The organism is Paucibacter sp. Y2R2-4, assembly GCF_025717535.1.
Lineage (GTDB): Bacteria > Pseudomonadota > Gammaproteobacteria > Burkholderiales > Burkholderiaceae_C > Paucibacter_A.
The window spans coordinates 543,506-567,139 of record NZ_JAJIRO010000005.1 but is presented as its reverse complement, the minus strand read 5'-3'; the positions used below and the strand labels follow the sequence as shown (position 1 = coordinate 567,139).

At 61.4% G+C, this 23,634-nt stretch carries 21 protein-coding genes; 9 read left to right on the top strand and 12 right to left on the bottom strand.

Features of this window, described 5'->3' with window-relative positions:
- The first annotated feature begins 144 nt into the window (after nt 1-144).
- Entirely contained in the window at nt 145-2,097 is a 1,953-nt protein-coding gene (locus tag LNV06_RS20955; protein ID WP_263540230.1) for a DUF5666 domain-containing protein, read from the top strand.
- A 76-nt stretch (nt 2,098-2,173) separates the two neighbouring features.
- Here LNV06_RS20955 and LNV06_RS20950 read toward each other — a convergent pair whose 3' ends face one another.
- The 11 genes from LNV06_RS20950 to LNV06_RS20900 form a co-directional block, all read right to left on the bottom strand.
- The gene (locus LNV06_RS20950) at nt 2,174-3,490 is read right to left on the bottom strand and encodes a TRZ/ATZ family hydrolase (RefSeq protein ID WP_263540229.1); all 1,317 of its coding nucleotides are present in this window, start codon (nt 3,488-3,490) and stop codon (nt 2,174-2,176) included.
- A 44-nt stretch (nt 3,491-3,534) separates the two neighbouring features.
- The gene (locus tag LNV06_RS20945; protein WP_263540228.1) at nt 3,535-4,599 is read right to left on the bottom strand and encodes a nucleoside hydrolase; all 1,065 of its coding nucleotides are present in this window, start codon (nt 4,597-4,599) and stop codon (nt 3,535-3,537) included.
- 47 nt (nt 4,600-4,646) lie between these two features.
- Nucleotides 4,647-5,642 (bottom strand): ribokinase, encoded by a 996-nt coding sequence (locus tag LNV06_RS20940; protein ID WP_263540227.1) that lies wholly within the window; start codon nt 5,640-5,642, stop codon nt 4,647-4,649.
- A 36-nt stretch (nt 5,643-5,678) separates the two neighbouring features.
- Nucleotides 5,679-6,743 carry a LacI family DNA-binding transcriptional regulator gene (locus tag LNV06_RS20935; RefSeq protein WP_263540226.1) on the bottom strand — a complete coding sequence of 355 codons (1,065 nt, stop codon included), beginning with the start codon at nt 6,741-6,743 and terminating at the stop codon, nt 5,679-5,681.
- Between the two features lie 264 nt (nt 6,744-7,007).
- Nucleotides 7,008-8,318: a citrate synthase gene (gene gltA, locus LNV06_RS20930; protein WP_263540225.1), complete on the bottom strand. Its 1,311-nt coding sequence runs from the start codon at nt 8,316-8,318 to the stop codon at nt 7,008-7,010.
- A gap of 70 nt (nt 8,319-8,388) precedes the next feature.
- Nucleotides 8,389-8,676, bottom strand: coding sequence for an FAD assembly factor SdhE (locus LNV06_RS20925; protein WP_263540224.1), 288 nt, complete (start codon nt 8,674-8,676; stop codon nt 8,389-8,391).
- Nucleotides 8,677-8,691: 15 nt separating this feature from the next.
- On the bottom strand, nt 8,692-9,396 hold the full coding sequence (locus tag LNV06_RS20920; protein WP_263540223.1) for a succinate dehydrogenase iron-sulfur subunit: 705 nt from the start codon (nt 9,394-9,396) through the stop codon (nt 8,692-8,694).
- Nucleotides 9,397-9,434: 38 nt separating this feature from the next.
- Entirely contained in the window at nt 9,435-11,234 is a 1,800-nt protein-coding gene (gene sdhA, locus LNV06_RS20915) for a succinate dehydrogenase flavoprotein subunit (protein ID WP_263540222.1), read from the bottom strand.
- Nucleotides 11,234-11,593 carry a succinate dehydrogenase, hydrophobic membrane anchor protein gene (gene sdhD / locus LNV06_RS20910; protein WP_263540221.1) on the bottom strand — a complete coding sequence of 120 codons (360 nt, stop codon included), beginning with the start codon at nt 11,591-11,593 and terminating at the stop codon, nt 11,234-11,236. The genes sdhA and sdhD overlap by 1 nt, the downstream gene beginning before the upstream one ends.
- A gap of 28 nt (nt 11,594-11,621) precedes the next feature.
- Nucleotides 11,622-12,044 (bottom strand): succinate dehydrogenase, cytochrome b556 subunit, encoded by a 423-nt coding sequence (sdhC, locus tag LNV06_RS20905; RefSeq protein ID WP_263540220.1) that lies wholly within the window; start codon nt 12,042-12,044, stop codon nt 11,622-11,624.
- 161 nt (nt 12,045-12,205) lie between these two features.
- On the bottom strand, nt 12,206-13,021 hold the full coding sequence (locus LNV06_RS20900) for a GntR family transcriptional regulator (protein ID WP_263540219.1): 816 nt from the start codon (nt 13,019-13,021) through the stop codon (nt 12,206-12,208).
- 287 nt (nt 13,022-13,308) lie between these two features.
- On the opposite strand from LNV06_RS20900, the gene LNV06_RS20895 reads away from it, so the two are divergent.
- The 7 genes from LNV06_RS20895 (at nt 13,309) to LNV06_RS20865 (ending at nt 21,091) form a co-directional block, all read left to right on the top strand.
- Entirely contained in the window at nt 13,309-14,295 is a 987-nt protein-coding gene (locus LNV06_RS20895; RefSeq protein ID WP_263540218.1) for a malate dehydrogenase, read from the top strand.
- A 113-nt stretch (nt 14,296-14,408) separates the two neighbouring features.
- Nucleotides 14,409-15,407 carry an HpcH/HpaI aldolase/citrate lyase family protein gene (locus tag LNV06_RS20890; RefSeq protein ID WP_263540217.1) on the top strand — a complete coding sequence of 333 codons (999 nt, stop codon included), beginning with the start codon at nt 14,409-14,411 and terminating at the stop codon, nt 15,405-15,407.
- A 126-nt stretch (nt 15,408-15,533) separates the two neighbouring features.
- Nucleotides 15,534-16,154 carry a hypothetical protein gene (locus LNV06_RS20885; RefSeq protein ID WP_263540216.1) on the top strand — a complete coding sequence of 207 codons (621 nt, stop codon included), beginning with the start codon at nt 15,534-15,536 and terminating at the stop codon, nt 16,152-16,154.
- 129 nt (nt 16,155-16,283) lie between these two features.
- On the top strand, nt 16,284-16,553 hold the full coding sequence (locus LNV06_RS20880; RefSeq protein ID WP_263540215.1) for an AbrB/MazE/SpoVT family DNA-binding domain-containing protein: 270 nt from the start codon (nt 16,284-16,286) through the stop codon (nt 16,551-16,553).
- Nucleotides 16,550-16,957 (top strand): type II toxin-antitoxin system VapC family toxin, encoded by a 408-nt coding sequence (locus LNV06_RS20875; RefSeq protein WP_263540214.1) that lies wholly within the window; start codon nt 16,550-16,552, stop codon nt 16,955-16,957. Before LNV06_RS20880 ends, LNV06_RS20875 begins: the two co-directional genes overlap by 4 nt.
- 25 nt (nt 16,958-16,982) lie before the next feature.
- Complete coding sequence (acnB, locus tag LNV06_RS20870; RefSeq protein WP_263540213.1) at nt 16,983-19,586, top strand: bifunctional aconitate hydratase 2/2-methylisocitrate dehydratase; 2,604 nt, start codon at nt 16,983-16,985, stop codon at nt 19,584-19,586.
- A gap of 203 nt (nt 19,587-19,789) precedes the next feature.
- Entirely contained in the window at nt 19,790-21,091 is a 1,302-nt protein-coding gene (locus tag LNV06_RS20865) for an erythromycin esterase family protein (protein ID WP_263540212.1), read from the top strand.
- 27 nt (nt 21,092-21,118) lie between these two features.
- On the opposite strand, the gene LNV06_RS20860 is transcribed toward LNV06_RS20865, so the two are convergent.
- Nucleotides 21,119-22,711: an aminotransferase-like domain-containing protein gene (locus LNV06_RS20860; protein WP_263540211.1), complete on the bottom strand. Its 1,593-nt coding sequence runs from the start codon at nt 22,709-22,711 to the stop codon at nt 21,119-21,121.
- A gap of 141 nt (nt 22,712-22,852) precedes the next feature.
- Between LNV06_RS20860 and LNV06_RS20855 the strand changes: the two genes are divergently transcribed.
- The gene (locus LNV06_RS20855; protein ID WP_411970141.1) at nt 22,853-23,614 is read left to right on the top strand and encodes a pyridoxamine 5'-phosphate oxidase family protein; all 762 of its coding nucleotides are present in this window, start codon (nt 22,853-22,855) and stop codon (nt 23,612-23,614) included.
- Nucleotides 23,615-23,634: the final 20 nt, after the last annotated feature.

Genomic DNA, 23,634 nt, shown 5'->3' with positions numbered 1-23,634 from the left:
ACAAATCGCACAGCCCGCAGGCTGCGCTAGAAACATCCGGAAACACATCACTCACATGCAGCAAGCTTGGCTTGCCTACATTGGGTCCGTGGCGCCAGCCATGACTTCAAGCACCCTCCCCTTGCAGTAAAAAGGTCCAATCCGATGAACAAGCAACTCAAGCCCTGGCCGCAGCGCCTTAGTTTTGCGCTCCATGCCCTCTGCGCCTTGAGCGCAGCCGCCCTGGTCGCCTGTGGTGGCGGCGGCGGCAGCAGCGAGGTCGCTGCAACAGCGCCCGCAGCCCCAGCGCCCAGCACGCCCACCAGTTCGACCCTGAGCCTGGTCGAAGGCACTATCACCGGCTTCGGCAGCGTCGTCATTGACGGCCAACGCTACCCCGACACCGGTGCCAAGGTCGAAATCGGCGACAACCCCGAACTGAAGAAGCTGGCCACCTTGGGCGACCTGCGCACCGGCATGCGGGTGCAGGGCGAGCTGAAAGATGGCGTGTTGCAAAACCTGCTGGTGAACTTCGCCCTTGTGGGCACGGTGTCCTCGGTGGACAGCGCGGCCGGCACCTTGACTGTGTTCGGGCAGACCATCAAGACGAGCACGAGCGGACAGATGCCGACCGTGTTCGAAGGCTTTGCCAGCCTGACACAGTTGCTCGCCGGCGACTTGCTCAAGGTCTCGGGGACCGTCGCCAGCGACGGCGCCATCACCGCCAGCCGCATCGAGCGCAAGCTGAAAGAAGGCGGCGAGCTCTACCGCCTCAGCGGCCCGGTACAAGGCCTGGATGCGACGGCCAAGCGCTTTTCACTGGCCGGCAATGCCAGCGTCACAGTGGACTACGCCAAGGCCAAGGTCTTGCCGGAAGGCGCCGTACTTGAAAACGGCAAGCTGGTCAGCGTGGTGGCCAGCGGCGCGCCCGCCCAAAGTGGCGGCCAAACGGTGTTGACAGCCAGTGCCGTCGAGCTCAAGTCGCGCAAGCTGCCCGACTCCGGCGATGTCAGCGTCGGCGGACAAATCAGCAGCTTCAGCAGCCTGGCTTCGCTGCGCATCGGTGATGTGCAAGTGGACGCCAGCGCGGCGACGCTGAAAGAAGGCACGCTGGCCAGCGACATCGTCAACGGCGCCCAGGCTTTCGCCAAGGGCAGTTTGAAAGACGGCGTGTTGAAAGCCAGCAGCCTGCAGGTCTTCAAGGCCGAGAAACCTGAATCGGCGATGAAGGCCCTTCTGATCGGCCAGGTCACCGACTTCGTCTCTGTCGCTAACTTCAATCTCCGCGGCACCAATGTCGATGCCAGCCAAGCCTCTTTCAGCAAGGGCAAAGCGAGCGACCTTGCCACCGGCGCTTGGGTGACCATCAGCGGTCAACTGACTTCCACCGGCGTATCGGCCAAGACCGTCGAAATACAAGCACCGCCCGCCGACAAACCGGCCCGACTGGAAGGCGCCATCAGCGCTGTTGATCTGGCCGCTAAGCGCTTCAGCTTGCTGGGCACCACGGTGCAGTGGAGCGAGACCACCAAACTCAGCCCCGATGGCAAGTCGCTGGCCAATCTCTTGAACGGCGTGGTCTTGGTGGCGGAAGGCAGCTACTCGGAAGCCAGTGGCGTCTTCACGGCAAGCAGCATCAAGATCATCTCCACGGGTGCGGTCAGCAAGACGGTGGGCTTCTCTGGCACCGTGTTCGACGTCAGCGATGCGAGCTTCAAGGTCGGCAGCAACACTGTGCTGATCAACAAGGACAGCCGACTGCAACCCGCAGGCACGAGCTTGGCCGACCTGAAGAACGGCGCCCGCGTCAGCGTGCAGGCCTCCCTGACTCAGGTCGATGGCAAGCCAGTGCTGACCGCGCTGCAGATCGAGGTGCAAAAGCCCGAAAAAGACAGTGAGGGAGCCGAGTACGTCTATCTCAGCGGACTGATCGTCGACTACCTCAGCAGCGCAGACTTCAAGGTTGCCAGCCAGAAGGTGGATGCGAGTGGCGCGACGGTCGAGTTCATTGACGGCAACGCCGCCAAGCTGGGCAATGGCCTGAAAGTCGAGATCAAGGGCAGCGTCAACAAGGATGGTGTGCTGATCGCCAAGCGCCTGCATTTCATGCCGGGCTGATCTCTTAAGCACCGCGCATTGAATAAGGGCCATGCCGTGAGGCATGGCCCTTTCAATTCATCGGCTCAGCAAAAAATCAGAGTCCGGCCTTCATCTGCGAAACGATGTGCTCGATGCGATCCAGCACTGCGGCTTGATCCAAGGTGGTCAAGACCCGACCCTTCATGACCTGGCGGCCACCGACCCAAACGTCCGACACATGCTCGCGGCCGGCCACATAGACCAGCTGCGCCTCGGGGTTGTAGACCGGGCGGCACTCGAGTGAGTCCAAGGAAACGGCCACCACATCGGCCAGCTTGCCCACTTCCAGCGAACCCAGGTCATCGGCACGGCCCATGGCCTTGGCGGCGCGGATGGTGGCCATCTCCAGCGCAGTGCGTGCCGACACGGTGGTTGGGTTGCAGGTCGAGCCCTTGGCCAGCAAGGCGGCGGCACGAATCTCGCCGAACATGTCTTGGCGATTGTTGGAAGCCGCGCCGTCGGTGCCCAGAATCGTGTTGACGCCGGCCGCTTCCAAAGCCGTGACCGGGCAAACGCCGGAGGCCAGTTTCATATTCGAATTCGGGTTGTGCACCAGATGCACGCCCTGACGACCCAGCATGGCGATTTCGTCGTCGGTCAGATGCACCATGTGTACGGCCATCATGCGTTCATTCAAGAGGCCCAGCTTGTTCAAGCGTTCCAGCGGACGTACGCCGTATTGCTTCAGGCTGCCGTCCACTTCGTCCTGGGTCTCGTGGATATGGCAGTGCATCTGCATATCGTATTTTTCGGCCAACTCGCGCAGCTGCACAAAGGTCTCGTCAGAGACGGTGTAAGGCGCGTGCGGGGCCGAGGTCCAGTCCAGCGAGGCCTGGCCCTTGAACTGCTCATAGGCTGCCAGGCCATTGGCGATGTACTCGGCCGCATTAGCGGCGTAGCCGGTAGGGAAGTCGATCACATTGATCGACACGCCGGCACGAATGCCCGAATCGATGGCCGCGCGCGCCATCGCCGTCGGGAAGAAGTACATATCGTTCAGATAGGTCACGCCGCCGCGCAAGGCTTCGCAGGCCGACAGCAAGGAGCCTTGATAGGTCCAGTCCTCGCTGACCCACTTCTTCTCCAAGGGCCAGATGTGGTTTTGCAACCAGTCCATCAAGGGCACATCGTCGGCCACGCCGCGCAGCAAAGACATGGCGGAGTGGGTGTGGCCATTGATCAAGCCGGGGATCAGCACATGCTGGCCCAGTTCGACACGTTCGGCATCGGGATACTGCGCTTCGGCATCGGCCCAGGGCAGGATGGCGGCGATGCGCTCAACGCTGATCACCAGCGCATGGTCATTGAGCACCTGGCTGCCAGGCGCCATGCTGAGCAACCAGCGGGCCTTCAAGATTTTTGTGTTGGACATGTTTGGGGTCTCCATGAAGTCAGCGCGTGGCGCCAACTGTAGCCTCAGGCGCCTTGGCCTGCGGGACGATCGGTATTGAGGTCGAAGGCAGGATCGAAGGCCTGGTCGAACAAGGCCAAGACTCGTTCGGCCTGAACACCGATGCAAACCTGCTGCGCGGGGCAGCCACTCCAGGGCGTTTGCGCACCGCTGGGTTTGCGGAAGTCTTGAATGGTCTGGCCGCGAGCGATGCCCTCCATGGCCACACGCACCGGCCCAGACCTCAAAGTGAAGGCTTCGGGCTCGATGGCATAGGCAATCGCGCTGGCGTCGTGGGCGTAGATGCCCTTGATGCCGTCGCAGCCATAGTAGAAGTCTTGGTAATGGCGGGTCGCCTGCCAAAGGAAGTCCCCCACCGCGCCGCCGCGCCCCTGCAGGCTGGCCAGATAAGACTCTTCCATCACCACCTCTTGGGTGACGTCCAGACCCACGATCACCACGGGCCAATCAGCGGTGAAAACCAGATCGGCGGCTTCCGGGTCATTGATGACATTGGCCTCCGCAACCGGCGTGACGTTGCCGCAACGGGCTGCCGTACCGAAGGCGCCGCCCATGACGATGACTTGATGGACCTTGCTCGCAATGCTGGGGTCTTGGCGCAGGGCCAAGGCCAGATTGGTCAAGGGGCCGACCGCAATCAAGGTGATCGCGCCTGGCTCGGCGTTGACCAGATCGCAAATCAACTGATGGGCCGGGCGAGCGTCCAAGGCGGGAATCTGCGCATTTGGACTGAGGCCCAGGGCCGCACGCTCGGCCAGGTCGGCCACGCCGCCCAAGCCGTCGTCACCATGCACATGGCTGGAAAACTCGCGCAAGGCGTTGTCGTGCAAGGGGCCGGCCGCTCCAGCCGCGACAGGTACTTGCTGCTGATACAGAGCCGCCAAGATACGGGCATTTCGATTGGTGACCTCGATAGAGCCATTGCCAAAGACGGTGGTGATGGCGCGCAAGTCCAGGGCCGGATGCCGAGCTAGCAGGTACAGGGCCATGGCATCGTCAATGCCTGGGTCGGTATCAAAAATCACCGGCATAGGGTGAGTGCTTTTCTTGGCGGCCTTCTGGTCGTTCATTTTGTTCAATCCGTTTCTTATGTTTGCTTCCTCAGCGTCGGCCGGCATCAGGCCGAAGCCAACTGAGGCGCAAACTCCGGCGGCAACTCCGCCCGCAAAGGCATGGCCGACTGCACACCACAGCGGGCCACCGCAATCGAAGCCGCCGCCTGGCCCAAGCGCACTGCATCCACGGCCGGGCGACCTTCTGCCAGGCCGGTCACCAAGCCACCGACAAAGGTGTCGCCGGCGCCGACCGTGTCCACCGCATCAACAACAAAAGCTGGCAATTGCTGAGCCGGATGACCGGCGCAGCAGAGCAAAACGCCCTCGGCTCCCAGGGTGACCAAGACCTGTTTAACGCCGCGCAATTGCAACACTTGGGCTGCGGCGCGCAGGCCCTCCACGCTTGTGTCTTGCAAACCAGACAGCTGCAAAGCTTCGGTTTCATTGACCACCAGCCAATCAACCTGGGCCAGCAAGGCATCGCTCAAGGGCAAAGCTGGGGCCGCATTCAAGACGGTGACAGCGCCACCGGCGCGGGCCAACTCAAAGCCCTGCTGAATCGCGGCCAAGGGCACTTCGGTCTGAGCCACCACCACGGCAGCGGTCTGCAAGGCTGCAGCGCTGCCCGACACATCAGCCGGGCTCAGTTGCGCGTTGCTACCAGGCACATAAACAATCGCGTTCTCGCCGCCGCCCTCGCGGCCCACCATGATGACAGCAATGCCCGGCAAGGCCGTGGCATCCGTCTGCACACCGGCGCAAGCAATGCCTTCGGCCTGCAAACTGGCCAATAAGTCTGCCCCGTATTGACGCGTGCCAATGCGAGCGATGAAGTCCACCGTCGCACCCAGGCGAGCCGCAGCCACTGCCTGATTGGCGCCCTTGCCGCCAGGGGCCATGACGAAGTCATTCCCGGCCAGAGTTTCACCAGCACCCGGCAAACGATGGGCATGCGCCACCATGTCCATATTGATGCTGCCAATCACCGCCACCCGCGCCGCCGCCCCTGCTGCCAACTCCGCCACTGCATGGCTGCGGTTCGAATTGCTCGCTGTCATTGCTATCGTCTTTTCGCTCAATTGTTTTTCTCTTTTTTACTGCCCCAAGTGGGCTCGCGGGGCTGGCGGGGCTAGCGGTTCTGGCGGCGCCGCCGTGCTCTCGCGCACCACCAGATGGGGCGTTAGCAAAACCTCTTTCAGCTCCCCGCCTGGGTGCTCAATGCGTTCAATCAAGACCCGCCCAGCCTCAGTACCCAACTGGCGGACACCGCATCCGACCGTCGTCAGTGCAGGAAACACATAACGGCTCAACTCAATATCATCAAAGCCAACGATAGAGACTTGCTGCGGCACCTTGAAACCCAACTCGGCGGCAGCGCGCAGCGCTCCGATGGCCATCATGTCGTTGCTGGCAAAGATGCCGGTCACCGCCGGCCCTGCCCCCCCCCCCTGCCCCTGGCTGTGCAGCATCTGCCGCGCGGACTCATAGCCACCTGGGCTGCTGAAATCGCTTTCGATCACCAAGCTCTCGTCCGGCACGATGCCCGCTTCACGCAAGGCCTGACGCCAGCCCTCGCAACGCTCCCGCGCTACTTCAAACTCAGAAGGGCCGCTGATGCAGGCAATGCGGCGATGACCCAACTCAATCAGGTGCCGAACCGCATTGCAAGCGCCTTGCTGGTTGTTGACCGAGACCCGATCCGCGCGTGCGCCGGGCACCAACCGGTCCACGGTGACGGAGGGTACGCTGGCCATTTTGAAGATATGCGCCAGGGCTTCGTCGTCACCGGCGGAGGACAGCAAAAGCCCGTCCACCCGCTTCTCCAACAAGGTACGCATGTACTGTTGCTGGCGCTTCGGGTCATTGTCCGAATTGCACAAGAACACCGAATAACCGGCCGTTCGGCAGTAGGCCTCTACGCCGCACACCAACTCAGCAAAGAAGGGGTTTTGCACATTGGGTACCAAGACGCCAACGATCTTGGTTTCGCTCTTGCGCAGTGAGCGAGCTACCGCGCTGGGCAAATAGCCAATCTCATCCACCGCGGCGAGCACGCGCTGACGCGCCTCGGCACTGACCGGCCGGGTGTCGTTCAGGACATGGGAAACGGTGGTGAAGGACACCCCGGCCAAGGCGGCTACGTCTTTGATGGTGCTCACAAGATGTGGATTCGTGAATAAGCCATGAAACAGTGGTGGCAAACGTTTGCCATTGTGCGAAGCATAGCCGAAACAGACCCTTGACTTGTGACAAGTCAGTCACAAAGCCAGCAATCACCTGCGCTTGGCCGCTAGCTTGCTTGCACCATGCAGGCCGTAAGCTGAGACCAGCCGTAAAAAAACCCCCGTCAGCGCGAGGCTGCGAGGGTTCTCTTAACAGGCTGATCCGCTCAGCGCGTAGCCAAACGGATCAGCCGTGCTAGATCAACGCTGACCAATAGGCTTCACATCGCGAGCAGTGGCGCCCACGAAGAGCTGACGCGGACGGCCGATCTTGTACTCGGGGTCGCCGATCATTTCGTTCAGCTGGGCGATCCAGCCGACGGTACGGGCCAGGGCAAAGATCGCGGTGAACAGGCTGACCGGGATGCCGATGGCGCGCTGCACGATGCCGGAGTAGAAGTCGACGTTCGGGTAGAGCTTGCGCGACACGAAGTAGTCGTCTTCCAGGGCGATCTTTTCCAGCGCCATGGCCAGCTTGAACATCGGGTCGTCATGCAGACCCAGGGCGTTCAGCACTTCATGGCAGGTTTCGCGCATCAGCTTGGCGCGCGGGTCGTAGTTCTTGTAGACCCGGTGACCGAAGCCCATCAGCTTGACGTTGGAGTTCTTGTCCTTGACCTGCTTGATGAACTCGCCGATCTTCTCGACGCCGCCATTGCGCTGGATGTCTTCCAGCATATTCAGTGCAGCTTCGTTGGCGCCGCCGTGTGCGGGCCCCCACAAACAAGCCACACCTGCGGCGATGGCCGCGAAGGGGTTGGTGCCCGAGGAACCGCACAAACGCACGGTCGAGGTCGAAGCATTTTGCTCGTGGTCGGCGTGCAAGATGAAGATGCGGTCCATGGCGCGCACCAGCACTTCATTCGGCTCGTACTTCTCGCAAGGCGTCGCAAACATCATGTGCATGAAGTTGGCGGTGTAACCCAGGTCGTTGCGCGGGTAGATGAAAGGCTGGCCGATCGAGTACTTGTAGGCCATGGCCACCAGCGTCGGCATCTTGGCGATCAAGCGGATCGCTGCGATTTCGCGGTGCTGGGGGTTATTGATGTCGGTGCTGTCGTGATAGAAGGCCGACATGGCGCCCACCAAGCCGGTCATCACCGCCATCGGGTGCGCATCGCGACGGAAGCCACGCAGGAAGAACTGCATCTGCTCGTTGACCATCGTGTGATGGGTCACGCGGTTGACGAAGTCGTCCTTCTTGGCTTGGTCCGGCAGTTCCCCGTACAGCAGCAGATGGCAGGTTTCCAGGAAGTCGCAGTTGGTGGCCAACTGTTCAATCGGGTAGCCGCGATACAGCAGCTCGCCCTTGTCGCCATCGATATAAGTGATGGTGGAATTGCACGAAGCCGTCGACAAGAAGCCCGGGTCGTAAGTGAACTTGCCCGTCTGCGCGTACAGCTTGCGGATGTCGATCACATCGGGCCCGACCGAGCCTTTGTAGATCGGCAGATCCATATTGGGGCTGCCGTCGGAAAACGACAGGGTGGCTTTGACGTCTGACGGTGTCATGGGCTTGTCCTTTTGACTTCTGGGATTTTCAACAACGTAAAAACTTTGACGCGATGTCTCGCCATGGAACTTAGGCGGTCACCCTGAGCAAGCTCAGGACTTCCGCGACATCGGGGCGCATCAGTTCACCCTCGGGCTCTTTGCGGCGCAGGAAGAGGTCCAACAAATCGTTATCGGACAAATCCATCAGCAGCCTGAGCCCTTCAGCTTGAGCCTCGGTCAAACTGCTGGCGTAGCGGTCGAAAAAACGCTCGATGAAGAGATCGTTCTCCAACAAGCCGCGGCGGCAGCGCCAACGCAGTTTGGAGAGCGCCCGCTCATCGATCAGCGCGGTGTTTTCAACAGCAGATGCAGTCATCACGAGACTCTGAGCTTAGACGGCGCGACGCACCATCATTTCCTTGATCTTGCCAATCGCCTTGGTCGGGTTCAGGCCCTTGGGGCAGACGTCGACGCAGTTCATGATGGTGTGGCAGCGGAACAGGCGGTACGGATCTTCCAAGTTGTCCAGACGCTCGGCGGTCGCCTGATCGCGGCTGTCAGCGATGAAGCGATAGGCTTGCAGCAAACCGGCGGGGCCCACGAACTTGTCGGGGTTCCACCAGAAGCTGGGGCAGCTGGTCGAGCAGCTGGCGCACAAGATGCACTCGTACAGGCCGTTCAGCTCGTCGCGCTCTTCAGGGAACTGCAGGCGCTCCTTGTCAGGCAGCGGCTGGTCGTTGATCAGGAAAGGCTTGATCGAGTTGTACTGCTTGAAGAACTGCGTCATGTCGACGATCAGGTCGCGCACCACCGGCAGACCCGGCAGCGGCTTCAAGACGATCACGCCAGGCAGCGTGCGCATATTGGTCAAGCAGGCCAGGCCGTTCTTGCCATTGATGTTCATGGCGTCGGAGCCGCACACGCCTTCGCGGCAGCTGCGACGGAAGCTCAGGCTGGGGTCCAGCTGCTTCAGCTTCATCAGCGCGTCGAGCAACATGCGCTCGGAGCCATCCAGCTCGACCTCGAGGGTCTGCATATAGGGCTTGGCATCCTTGTCCGGGTCGTAGCGGTAGATCTGGAAGGTACGCTTGGTCATTTCTTTATCCTTGAATTCTTGAAGTTCGCAAACGTCACTTAGAACGTACGCACCTTGGGCGGAATCGATTCCACCGTCAGCGGCTTCAGGTTCACCGGCTTGTAGTCCAGGCGATTGCCTTCGGAGTACCAAAGCGTGTGCTTCATCCACTCGGCGTCATTGCGGCCGTTTGGATGCTCGGGCGTGTCGGCGTAGTCATCGACGGTGTGAGCGCCACGGCTTTCGCGGCGAGCCGCAGCCGAAACGATGGTGGCTTGCGCCACTTCCATCAGGTTCTCCACTTCCAGCGCTTCGATGCGCGCGGTGTTGAAGACCTTGGACTTGTCCTTCAAGGTGATGTTCTTGGCGCGAGCGGCAATCTCAGCGATCTTGCCCACACCAGCATCCAACATGGCCTGAGTGCGGAACACACCGGCGTGCTGCTGCATGGCGGCGCGCAAGTCATTGGCCACGTCCTGAGCGTATTCGCCAGAAGTGCTGTTGTCCAAGCGCTCCACACGGGCAAGCGATTGAGCTCCGGCATCGGCGGGCAGCGGCTTGTGCAGCTTGCTCTTCAGACCCGACTCGACGATGTGGTTACCGGCCGCACGACCGAAGACCAAGAGGTCCAACAGCGAGTTGGTGCCCAGACGGTTGGCGCCGTGCACGCTGACGCAAGCACACTCACCCACCGCATACAGACCGTTCACCACGGCATTCGGGTTGCCATCCTTGGGCATCACCACCTGGCCATAGATATTGGTCGGGATACCGCCCATCTGGTAGTGAATCGTCGGCACCACCGGGATCGGTTCCTTGGTGATATCGACGTTGGCGAAGTTGTGGCCGATCTCGTACACCGAGGGCAGACGCTTCATGATGGTCTCGGCGCCCAAGTGGGTCATGTCGAGCACCACATAGTCCTTGTTCGGACCACAGCCGCGGCCTTCCTTGATTTCCTGGTCCATGCAGCGCGACACAAAGTCACGCGGTGCCAGATCCTTCAAGGTGGGCGCATAGCGCTCCATGAAGCGCTCGCCATTGCAGTTGCGCAAAATTGCGCCTTCGCCACGGCAGCCTTCGGTCAGCAAGACGCCCGCGCCAGCCACGCCGGTCGGGTGGAATTGCCAGAACTCCATGTCTTCCAGCGGGATGCCCGCGCGCGCCGCCATGCCCAAGCCGTCACCGGTGTTGATGAAGGCATTGGTGGAAGCGGCAAAGATACGCCCTGCGCCGCCGGTGGCCAGCAGCACCGTCTTGGCTTCCATGATGTGCAGTTCGCCGGTTTCCATTTCCAGCGCGGTCACACCGACCACATCGCCGGCCTCGTCCTTGATCAGGTCGAGTGCCATCCACTCGACGAAGAACTGGGTCTTGGCCTTGACGTTTTGCTGGTACAGCGTGTGCAGCATGGCGTGGCCGGTACGGTCCGCCGCGGCGCAAGCGCGTTGCACGGGCTTTTCGCCGTAGTTGGCGGTATGGCCGCCGAAAGGACGCTGATAAATCGTGCCGTCAGCATTGCGGTCGAAAGGCATGCCGAAGTGCTCAAGCTCGTACACGACCTTGGGCGCCTCGCGGCACATAAACTCGATCGCGTCTTGGTCGCCCAGCCAGTCCGAACCCTTGACGGTGTCGAAGAAGTGATAGTGCCAGTTGTCTTCCGACATATTGCCCAGCGAAGCGCTGACGCCGCCTTGAGCCGCCACCGTGTGCGAGCGGGTCGGGAAGACCTTGGACAGCACGGCCACATTCAGGCCCGCCATCGACAACTGCAGAGAAGCGCGCATGCCAGAGCCACCGGCTCCGACGATGACCACATCGAATTTACGTTTTGGAATCGACTTATTTGTCACCGTCATCACAGTCTCCACAGCACTTGGATGGCCCAACCGGCACATCCCACCAACCACACCAGCGTGATCACCTGCAAAGTCAGGCGCACAGCAACCGATTTCACATAGTCCATCCAGATGTCGCGCACGCCCACCCAGGCGTGAAACGCCAGCGAGACGATGGTGACAAAGGTCAAGACCTTCATCCACTGCGACGAGAAGATGGCCGCCCAATGGTCATAGCCCAACTCACCAGGCATCAGGAACTGAACCAGCAGAGCCACAGTGAACAAGGCCATCAAGACCGCCGTGACGCGCTGCCCCAACCAGTCGCGCAGTCCGTAATGCGCACCAACGACGATGCGCTTCGAGCCAAAAGTAGACATATTGTTTTTTCTCCGAACTAGCTGCGGATCAATACAGGCCAAACAACTTGGCGCCCAGCACCAGGGTCAGCAACACGCTCAAGGCCAAAGTCATGACCGCCGAGTTGTGGCCCTGCTCTTTCGACACGCTGTGCGTGGCGTCCATCCACAAGTGGCGCACGCCGGCGATGAAGTGGTGCAAATAGCCCCAGATCAGACCCAGCGTCACCAACTTCACAAACCATGCAGGCACGAAGCCGATGCCGGCCACGAAGGCATTGGTGAAGCTCTCGTAAGAGATTTCAGACGTCAAACTGGTGTCGAACATCCAAATGATGAAGGGCAGCAGCAAGAACATCATCAAGCCGCTGATGCGATGCAAGATCGACACGATACCGGCCGGGGGCAGGCGGTATGACACGATTTGCGTCACATGGATATTGGTGAAAGTCGGTCGTTTTTTATTGCTCATTTTCTGGGTGATGCAGTTGATGGAGGCCGCAGGGCCCAACCTTTTGTAATCAACGTGAAACCGGGGGAGTTTATTGCAATGCAGCACACGCTTTGCTGACGCCGTACCCGACACGCAACGCAAGAGGGGCTTTTGCAGCGTCGAGGCTTGCGCTGCAAGACTCAGTTAAGCTCGTTGCGGTAGAAGTGCGACTCCGTGTTGTAAAGGCCTCGACGCAACTCTACCGCCTTGTCCCCATAAGTGAATGACAAGCGCTCTACGCTCAAAAGCGGCGTCCCAATCGCCACCTGCAGCAAAGCCGCCGACTCTTCGTCCGCCGCAACCGCTCGAATTTTTTCCTGGGCGCGAATCATATGCACCCCAAACTCAGCCTCGAAGAGCCCGTAAAACGGGCCGCGATGCTGATTCAAGCGCTCGGTCGTCAGGCCCTTGAACAAGTCGCCGGGCAGCCAGATGTCATCCAAGACCACCGGCACACCTTGACGACTGAGCAGGCGGCGCACCTCCACCATGGCGTCACCACTGCGCATCTGCAACTGCTTGGCAATTGCGGCCGGCGCGCGCTGGCGACGGCAGTCCAACAGTTGCCGCTCCAAGGACTCTTTGCCTTCATCCGGCATCAGGCGCAAAAAGCGGTACTGAACTTTTTGCTCAGCATGAGTCGCAACAAAAGTGCCTTTGCCCTGGCGGCGCACCAGCAAATTGTCGGCCGCCATTTCATCAATGGCCTTGCGCACCGTGCCTTGGCTGACGCCGAAGCGCTTGGCCAGATCCAGCTCGCTGGGAATGACTTCGCCCGCCTTCCATTCGCCCGCTTGCAGCTGCGCAATGATCAAGGCCTTGATCTGTTGATACAGCGGGCTGAATGCGGGCGTGCTGCCATGCAAAACTGACGCTACCGTTTCCGCACGCGCAGCCTGCCGGATGGTTTCCTGACGCTCAGGATCGTTCAAAAAATTGGGCGGGGCGGCTGGCATGGCCGGCATTGCAGCACAAGCGCTGCCGCCAGTCCAGACAAGCGAGCTTCAAAAGGCTCCACTATCTTCTATAAGACATAAGAGTGTCAGATTTTTGCAAAATGCGGCCATAATTGCGCCCGCAGCCAGCAAGAGAGCCGCAGCCAGACTAGGGGAAAGCCCTTTGCCTGCCCTACACTTGCCGCGCAGCCGGAAAGACGCCCTGCTCCATTGGCCCAGACCAATTCAGGCGCCCCAACGGACAGAACGAATTCATCCCAGTCAATCAACCCTCTCGGAGCTTTCATATGAGCAAGAAACCCGTTCGCGTGGCCGTCACCGGCGCCGCAGGCCAAATCGGCTACGCCCTGCTGTTCCGCATCGCCTCTGGCGAAATGCTGGGCAAGGACCAGCCCGTCATCCTGCAATTGCTGGAAATCCCCGATGAGAAGGCCCAGAACGCGCTGAAGGGCGTGATCATGGAGTTGGAAGACTGCGCTTTCCCGCTACTGGCCGGCGTCGAAGCCCACAGCGACCCGCTGCAAGCCTTCAAGGACACCGACTACGCCCTGTTGGTCGGCGCTCGCCCCCGTGGCCCTGGCATGGAGCGTGCCGATCTGCTGGCCGCCAACGCTCAGATCTTCACCGCCCAGGGCAAGGCTCTGAACGCCGTGGCCTCGCGCAACGTCAAGGTGCTGGTGGTCGGCAACCCCGCCAACACCAATGCCTACATCGCCATGAAGTCGGCCCCGGACCTGCCGGCCAAGAACTTCACCGCCATGCTGCGCCTGGACCACAACCGCGCCGCTTCGCAACTGGCCGCCAAGACCGGCACCGCCGTGGGCGACATCAAGAAGCTGACCGTCTGGGGCAATCACTCGCCCACGATGTACGCCGACTACCGCTTCGCCACCACCAATGGCAATTCGATCAAAGACCTGGTCAACGACCAAGTCTGGAACGCCGACACCTTCTTGCCCACCGTGGGCAAGCGCGGCGCCGCCATCATTGCAGCACGCGGTCTGTCTTCGGCCGCCTCGGCAGCCAACGCAGCCATCGACCATATGCGCGACTGGGCCCTGGGCTCGAACGGCGAATGGGTCACCATGGGCGTGCCTTCGAATGGCGAATACGGCATCCCCGCCGGCGTCGTGTTCGGCTTCCCGGTGACCACCGCCGGCGGCGAGTACAAGATCGTCGAAGGCCTGGAAATCGATGCCTTCTCGCAAGAGCGCATCAACCTCACCCTGGCCGAGTTGCAGGGCGAGCAAGACGGCGTCAAGCACCTGCTGTGATGCCGATGCTGAGCGGGACGCCCACGCGGCGATCTGCTCAGCTCTAGAATCGATCATCAAGGGTCGGTATGCTGGTCATACCGACCCTTTTTAATTTCCGTGAGCCCTGAACCGTGACTTCTGCTTTGCACCCCAAGCTGGCCCTGTTTGAAGACGGCGACGCTGCCACCGCGCTGCCGGTCGTTGACCACTATTGCGGCGTTGAAGCCCGCATGGTCAAGAGCCTGGCGCTGCAAGCCGAGATGGGCCCGGTGTTCGACATCACGCTGGACTGCGAAGACGGCGCGCCCATCGGCGGCGAGGCGGAGCATGTGCAACTGATCAACGCCTTGCTGAACAGCGAAGCCAATGCCCATGGCCGTGTTGGCGCCCGCGTTCATCCGCTAGGGCATGCCGCCTTCGAAGCCGAAGTCGACGGATTGATTCAGGCCTCAGGCGAGAAGCTGGCCTACTTGATGCTGCCCAAGCCGCGCCACTTGAATGATGTGAATCAGGCTTGCGACTTCATCGACGCCACCCTGCGCCGGCACGGCATTCAGAAACCGCTGCCCATCCATGTTCTGATCGAAACCCACGGCGCTTTGCGTGATGTGCAATCCATTGCGGCGCATCCCCGCATCGAGTCGCTGTCCTTTGGCTTGATGGACTTCGTCTCGGCCCACCGCGGCGCCATTCCTCGTCATGCCTTGAGCGCTCAAGGGCAGTTCACTCATCCGCTGGTCGCCAGAGCCAAACTCGAAATCTCAGCGGCAGCCCATGCCCACGGTAAAACGCCTTCGCACTGCGTGGTGACCGAGTTCAAACATGCTGCCGCCATCGAAGCCTCGGCGGCACGGGCGGCTCGAGAGTTCGGCTACACCCGCATGTGGAGCATTCATCCCGCGCAGATCCAGCCCATCATTGATGCCTACGCCCCCAGCGTTGCCGAGATTGACGAGGCCATATCGATCATCCACGCCGCCCAAGCCGCCCATTGGGCCCCCATCCAGCATCACGAAACCTTGCATGACCGCGCCAGCTATCGATTCTTCTGGCAGGTGCTGGAGCGCGCTCACCGCACAGGACAAACGCTACCCATCGAAGTGGAACTGGCTTTCTTTGGCACGGATTGAGTTGGATCAAGCCTTCGCTCCCCCCCTTCTTTTACTTACACACTGACGACAATTTGCTGGCAAACGCTTAGCCAAGACGGACCAGCAAGAGCGACAATCCCCACATCAGTTTTGTTTTTTCTATCCATGCAGTCATCCATCACACGCCCCTCGTCCCTGTTCAAGTTTGCGCTGCTTTTGGCCGTTAGCGCAGCAGGCAGCCATGCTTGGTCCGCCGCCGTTGAAAACAGCAAGCCGAAGAACCGACTGGTCGCCAAGGCAAAACCGCAAACCGCCGTTGCGCCTTTGCCTGAAGAGGACAACACGCCGCTGACCGAAGAGCAGATCGCCGCCGCCTCCACCGTGCACAGCGGGGACGCCGATTGCGAATTCAAGAGCAAGGTCACCGTCACCCCTCACCCCGAAAAGCCAGGCCGCTTCCATGTGCAGTTCGGCAAGATGATCTACAACATGGCGCCCGAGCCCACCACCACCGGCGCCGTGCGCCTGGAGGACAAAAAAGCCGGCGTCGTGTGGCTGCAGATTCCTGCCAAGTCGATGTTGATGAACACCAAGGTCGGCCAACGCATTGTGGACAGCTGCATGAATGCGATCCAGGTGTCCGAGGCGCAATCCGCAGCCCTGGCCGCAGCGCAGGCTGAAGCCAACGGCCAGCAAGAAAACGGCATTGGCATCACGCCCGATGCCGCCACGGCCGCTGCCAATACTGCAGTGCCAGTGCGACCCGGCAAAAGCAGCAAGAAGTAAGTCGCTGTCGCGACTCGAACAAGGAGGCTACGGGCCTCCTTTTTTCATGCGCCAAGCCGGATTGCCCTTGCGGTATGCATGCGAAAGTACGTAAAATCAATACATACTTTCGCAAGCCGGAGTCCCCTCATGGAAGCCACTGTTGCTGAGCGCGGCCAGATCACCCTGCCCAAGGCGGTGCGTGATGCTCTGGGCCTGACTAAGGGCACGACGCTCAAAGTCGAACTCGACGGCGGCCGCATCATCTTGCGCAAAAACGTCGATGACGCGCTGGCCAAGCTGCGGGGACGATTCAAGCTGGCCGAAGGCTTCACCAGCACCAATGAAGCCATGCGCGCCCTACGCGGCCGCGCCCCAGGCGACCCCTACCCCGCACCGGCTCCAGGCGAAGACGCATGATTGCTGTGGACTCTTCCGTCCTGATTGACGTGCTCACCGGCGACGCCGAACATGGCGAGGCCTCATCCTTGGCCTTGGCGCAAGCCTTGAGCGCAGGTGAAGTGGTCATCAGCGAAGCGGTGGTGGCCGAAGTGCAAGCCCTGCTCGACACGCGTGAGACCATCATGGATGCCCTGAACGAATTCGGCATCCGCTTTGAACCGATTCAAGAAGCCGCCGCCGTGCGCGCAGGCCATATGCAGCGCCGCTGGCGCGACCGCGGTGGCCAACGCGAGCGCGTGGTTGCCGATTTTTTGATTGGCGCGCATGCCCTGCTGCAGTGCCAAGCCCTGATCACCCGCGACGAAGGATTTTTTCGCGATTACTACAAGGGTCTGAAGCTCATCGTGCCTCAGCCCCTCTGACCCCCCCTAGACCCCAGGAGTAGCCATGTTGCAAGCCTATCGCCAACACACCGCCGAGCGCGCCGCGCTGGGCATTCCGCCCCTGCCCCTGGATGCCAAGCAGACGGCCGAACTGATCGAGCTGATCAAGAACCCACCCGCCAGCGAAGGTGAATTCCTGCTGGACCTGCTGACGCACCGCGTGCCTCCGGGTGTGGATGACGCCGCCAAGGTCAAAGCCAGCTTCCTGGCCGCCGTCGCTCACGGTGATCTGGCCGTGGCCTTGATTTCCAAGACCCGTGCCACCGAGTTGCTGGGCACCATGGTGGGCGGCTACAACGTCAAGCCGCTGATCGACCTGCTGGACGACGCTGAGGTGGCCGCCACCGCCGCCGCCGCGCTGAAGAAGACGCTCTTGATGTTCGACTTCTTCCATGACGTCAGCGAAAAGGCCAAGGCCAACAACGCCCACGCCAAGGACGTGATCCAGAGCTGGGCCAATGCCGAGTGGTTCACCAGCCGCCCTGAAGTTGAAAAGAAGATCACCGTCACCGTCTTCAAGGTGCCCGGCGAAACCAATACCGACGACCTCTCGCCCGCCCCTGACGCCTGGAGCCGCCCGGACATCCCGCTGCACTACCTGGCCATGCTGAAGAACACCCGCGAAGGCGCGGCCTTCAAGCCGGAAGAAGACGGCAAGCGCGGCCCGATGCAGTTCATTGAAGACCTGAAGAAGAAGGGCCACCTGGTCGCCTATGTGGGCGACGTGGTCGGCACCGGCTCTTCACGCAAGTCCGCCACCAACAGCGTGATCTGGGCCACCGGCCAGGACATCCCCTTTGTGCCGAACAAGCGCTTTGGCGGCGTGACCCTGGGCGGCAAGATCGCCCCCATCTTCTTCAATACCCAAGAAGACTCGGGCTCGCTGCCGATCGAAGTGGACGTCTCCAAGCTGGAGATGGGCGATGTCATCGACATCCTCCCCTACGAAGGCAAGATCGTGAAAGACGGCGCCACCGTCACCGAGTTCAAGCTCAAGAGCGATGTGCTGTTTGACGAAGTGCGCGCCGGCGGCCGTATCAACCTGATCATCGGCCGCTCGCTGACCGCCAAAGCCCGTGAGTTCCTGGGCCTGCCGGCCTCGACGCAGTTCCGCCTGCCCGCGCCTCCTGCGGCCACCAAGGCCGGCTTCACACTGGCCCAGAAGATGGTCGGCCGCGCTGTCGGTCTGCCTGAAGGCCAAGGCGTGCGCCCCGGTACCTACTGCGAGCCCAAGATGACCACCGTGGGTTCGCAAGACACCACCGGGCCGATGACCCGCGACGAGCTGAAAGACCTGGCTTGCCTGGGCTTCTCGGCCGACTTGGTGATGCAGAGCTTCTGCCACACCGCGGCCTATCCGAAGCCCGTGGACGTGAAGACGCACCGCGAACTGCCCGCCTTCATCAGCAACCGTGGCGGCGTATCCCTGCGTCCGGGCGACGGCGTGATCCACAGCTGGCTGAACCGCCTGCTGCTGCCCGACACCGTCGGCACTGGCGGCGATTCGCACACCCGCTTCCCCATCGGCATCTCCTTCCCGGCCGGCTCCGGCTTGGTGGCCTTCGGCGCCGCCACTGGAGTGATGCCGCTGGACATGCCCGAGTCGGTGCTGGTGCGCTTCAAGGGCGAAATGCAGCCCGGCATCACCTTGCGTGATCTGGTCCATGCGATCCCGCTGTATGCCATCAAGGCCGGTCTGTTGACTGTGGCCAAGGCCGGCAAGATCAATGCCTTCTCAGGCCGCATCCTGGAAATCGAAGGTCTGCCTAACCTGAAGGTTGAGCAGGCATTCGAGCTGAGCGACGCTTCGGCCGAGCGCAGCGCCGCCGGTTGCACCGTCAAGCTGAACCCCGAGCCGATCAAGGAATACCTCACCAGCAATATCGTGCTGATGAAGAACATGATCGCCGATGGCTACGCTGACGCTCGCACGCTGCAGCGCCGCATCGACAAGGTCGAAGCCTGGTTGGCCAACCCGAATCTGCTGGAAGCCGACAAGGACGCCGAATACGCCCATGTCATCGAAATCGATCTGGCCGACATCAAGGAACCCATCCTCTGCTGCCCCAACGATCCGGACGATGCCAAGACCCTGTCGGAAGTGGCCGGCACCAAGATCGATGAAGCCTTCATCGGTTCTTGCATGACCAATATCGGCCACTTCCGTGCCGCAGCCAAACTGCTGGGCGGCCAGCGCGACATCCCCGTCAAGCTGTGGGTGGCCCCACCGACCAAGATGGACCAGAGCGAGCTGATCAAGGAAGGCCATTACGCCGCCTTTGGCACCGCCGGTGCGCGCACCGAAATGCCGGGCTGTTCGCTGTGCATGGGCAACCAGGCGCAGGTGCGTGAAGGCGCGACCGTGGTCTCCACCTCGACCCGCAACTTCCCGAACCGCCTGGGCAAGAACACCAATGTGTTCCTGGCCTCGGCCGAGCTGGCCGCGATCGCATCGAAGCTGGGCAAGATCCCCACCGTGGCCGAGTATCACGAAGCCATGGGCGTGGTGAACAAAGACGGCGCCGCCATCTACAAGTACATGAACTTCAACCAAATTGAAGAGTACGCAGAGGCCGCCAAGGGCGTCAGCAGCACCAGCTGCGCCTGAGTCTAGGCCTTGGCCTCTGTGAGGCCTAGCTTGTGTCTTTGAAGACCAAGCCCCAAGGCGGGGCTGGCTCTTGACACTGAAAAGCCGCCCGGCATTGCTGGGGCGGCTTTTTTTCGTCCCGCCGTGGAGCCTGTAGGCATGACCTATGCCTGCGGCATCCAGGGCGTTTAGCATGCGCACTGGTATTTAACTGGATTTACCCCATGAGACAAGGCCCTGCTCGCCACCATCGATTCAGCGTCACTTTCCTTCTGTCCCTTGGCCTGACGATGGCCGCCAGTTCGCTTCAGGCACAGGATCTGGCCAGTTCCAAATCGCCGCTCGTTTCTGATGCCGCAGCAAGCTACCAAGTCTGGCCGCTGAAAGCCGATTCACAGTCTGAGGACTACAGCGATCTAGCTCCCCTGGGGCAGGCCTTGGCCGGTGTCCAAGTGCTGGGTTTGGCCGAGCAGACCCATGGGGCCCATGAAGAGTTCAGCTACAAGCTGCGCCTGCTGCGCTATCTGCATGAAAAGCTCGGCTTTGAAGTGTTGCAACTGGAAAGCGGCTTCTACGACCTGGGCCGCATCAGCCAGGCCTTGGCGCGCGGCGAAAAGCTCGATGATCTGGCACCCGGCAATGTCTTTTTCATGTACGCCAAAAGTGCCGAAGGCCGGCGCCTGCTGCAGTACGTGGACCAAACGCAAAGCTCGGCCCATCCCTTGCTGCTGGCCGGCACCGACAGCCAGCACACCGGCGAGCTGAGCGGCAAAACGCTGCTGCCCGGCCTGCAAGCTGCCTTGCGCAAGGCGGGCGCCGGCGACTTGGCCCAAGGCGAAGCTTGGCAGCAAATGAGTGGCCTGAGCGCGGCACTCTTGGCCATGCAGAGGCAAGCCCCACCGGCAGGCGCACAAAGCGCGTTCTTTGCGCACACTCAAGCCCAGCGTGAGGCCTTGTGCAAGGCGCCCGACGCCCAAGTTGGCGTGGACAGCCCCGCCTGGTGGTGCCGTGTCGTGCTGAGTTTGGAGTCCCAGGCGCGCAGCTCTTGGAGTGGCGATGCCGACTATCAGCGCGACAACGCCATGGGCGCCAACAGCATTTGGCAGACGGACCAAATGTTCCAAGGCCGCAAGACCGTCATCTGGGCCCATATCGTCCACCTGGCGCGCGGCTTCCAGCGCAGTCCGGCACATTTGCAAGCCGGCGAGGTGATGCACCGGCACTGGGGCGAGCGCTACCAAGTGATCCACTTCAGCGCGGCTGAGGGCCAGATCCTGGACTTCGGGACGATGCAGGCGCAACCCCTGCCACCCCTAACACCGGGCAGCCTGGAGGCTGAGCTGATGTCAAACAAGCCTACGCAGCCGCTGCTGCTGCAAGCCAAGCACCCGCTGCAACTGCCGCAATACGCGTTCGACTATCAACACCAGGCCGTGGAGACGGCGATGCGCGCTGGGCAACTGGGGCGCAACTGGGACTGGTTGATCTTCTTCCCCAAAGTGAAGCCCGTCAGCATGGTGCGCTGACGCGCTCGTTGGAGTCGGGCCCAGGCTTCAAGATACGCGCCTCAAAGCCGTTCTCAACAATAGCGCCAAGCGCCGCACCAGCGGCTCGATCTGTGCCTGCGGCACCTGGGCATAACCCAGCATCAAGCCTGACCAGCCGCCCCCACGTCGGCCGGTCAGATGCTGGCTCAAGGCCGGTGCCACGATGCCTTGCTGCAGGGCCTGAGCGCTCATGGCTTGATCGTCAAGCCCCAACTCGGGCCTGAAGCACAGCGCCAAATGCATGCCCGCTGAAGCGCCCTGAACCGTCGCCACATCGCCCAGTTGGGCCTGCAAAGCCTGCACCAAAGCGTCGCGTCGCTCGCGATAGAGCCTGCGCATGCGACGCAGGTGCAAGCCGAAATGCCCTTCGCTCAAAAACTCCGCAAGCGCCAATTGGTCTGCCGCTCGGCCGCGCGGTGCGGAACGCGCCAGCAACTTGTGCAAAGGACTGACCAGCGGCGCCGGCACCACCATGAAGGCGATACGCAAACCAGGAAATAGCGTCTTGCTGAAGGTGCCCAGGTAGATCACTGGGGTATCGCTGATCGTCTCCACTTCGCTCCCTCCAAATTCGAGCTTACGAAGGACTTCAGGCTTCAGGTCCGGCCCCAGGCCTTGCATAGCGGCCAGCGGTGGGCCGTCGTAACGAAACTCGCTGTCGTAATCGTCCTCAATGATGAGCGCCCCCGTCTGGCGCGCTTGAGCGATCAGCGCCAATCGGCGCTCCAGGCCCATCACCGCGCCGCTGGGGTATTGGTGCGAAGGCGTGACATAGATCAGCTTGGGGCGCTGCTGGCGCCAGTCTTGCGGGCGCGGCGCCAAGCCCTGGGCATCCACAGCAATGCCGACCGGCCGGAGTTGCGCGCCGCGAAAAGCAGTCAAGGCGCCGCCATAGCCCGGGCTTTCGATCCAAACCCTGTCGCCTGCGTCTGCAAAGGCCCGCCCACACAGATCCAGGCTGGCCTGCGTGCCATCGGTAATGAAAACCTGCTCAGCGCTACAACGCAGGGCACGAGATGCACGCAAATGCGCGGCAATGGCTTGGCGTAGAGCAGCCTCCCCGGCGGGCGGGCCGTAATTGAGTTGCCTGCCGGCCAGCGAACGCCAGGCCCTGGCCATCAAGCGCTGCCACAAGGCCAAAGGGAAGGCGTCCAAAGCCGGCACGCCTGGCGCAAAGCCAGCCGCAAGATCTGAAGCCACCGGCAAGCAAGCCAGGCTGGCGGTGCGCTGCGACAAACTCAAGGGTCGGCCAACTGACGCCTCCGGCGGCTGCGTCGATCGAATGACGGTTGCCACGCCCACCTCGCGAGACTTGGACGACCGTAGTCCCGCGGCCAGGGGTCGGGCCAGGACCACGGTGCCACGCTGACCGGCACTGACCCAGCCTTCGCTGGCCAATTGCTCATAGGCGTAGATCACCGTATTGCGGGCCCAGCCCAGTTCGGCCGCCAGGGCTCGGCTGGCCAGCAAGCGAAAGCCCGGCGCCAAGTCGCCATTGCGGATCGCGTCGCGCAAGGCTTCATGCAGCAGGCGCTGACGCGACCAAGAGGCATGGCCACCGCGTTCGGCATGGCGGCTGATCAATAAAGCGTAGTCCATATCAGATTCTATGGTTCTAAAAAATATCCGCCCTCTGGACCTATTCCAGGAACCACCGCTTGATTACATTGCGGCCTGCCAAACATGCATGTGCAAAAAACATCGACCGACAGCTCCGCTTGCCTCATCCTCGATTCCAAAATGACATCCATCCTGCCCGACGGCTCCGGCTCTGCTGCCCCTCCCGCCTCTGCTGCCCCCGCTGTCTCTGCTGCCTCTGCTGTGACGCGTGATCCAAGTGCCCCAAGCATCCCGAGTGCTCCCAGCGCCCGCAGCCGCGTGCGACGCGTTGCCGAAAACGCTCGCTATGAGCGCGAGACCCTGTATGCCATCGTTGATGCGGCTTTTCTCTGCCACATCGCTTTTGCCGATGAACAAGGCAGCCATTGCATCCCCACAGCTTGCTGGAGAGAGGGCGAGGCGCTCTACATCCATGGCTCCAATGGCAGCCGTATGGTCAAACACTTGCAGCAAGGTGCACAGGTTTGCGTGGCCATCACCCATCTCGACGGCTTGGTGCTGGCTCGCTCGGCCTTCAATCACTCGATGAACTACCGTTCCTGTGTGATTTACGGTCAATTTGTAGCGATCGACAGGCCGGATGAGAAACGCGCCAGCTTGGACGCCTTCATGCACAAAATCGCCCCCGGACGAGAGCACGAAGCGCGGCCTGGCAACGCGAAAGAAATTGCCGCAACCACCGTGCTGCGAATCTCCCTGGACGAGGCCGCCTGCAAGGTCCGCAGCGGACCGCCGCAAGACGATGTGCAAGACCTGTGCCTTGCAGTCTGGGCCGGCGTACTGCCTTTGCAGACGGTACAAGGGGCTGCAATCGCGGCCCTGGACAATGCCGTGCCCGAGCCCACTTATGTGCGTCAATGGCATAGCCAATGTGCGGACTAAGCCCAGCTGATAGTCGCTGC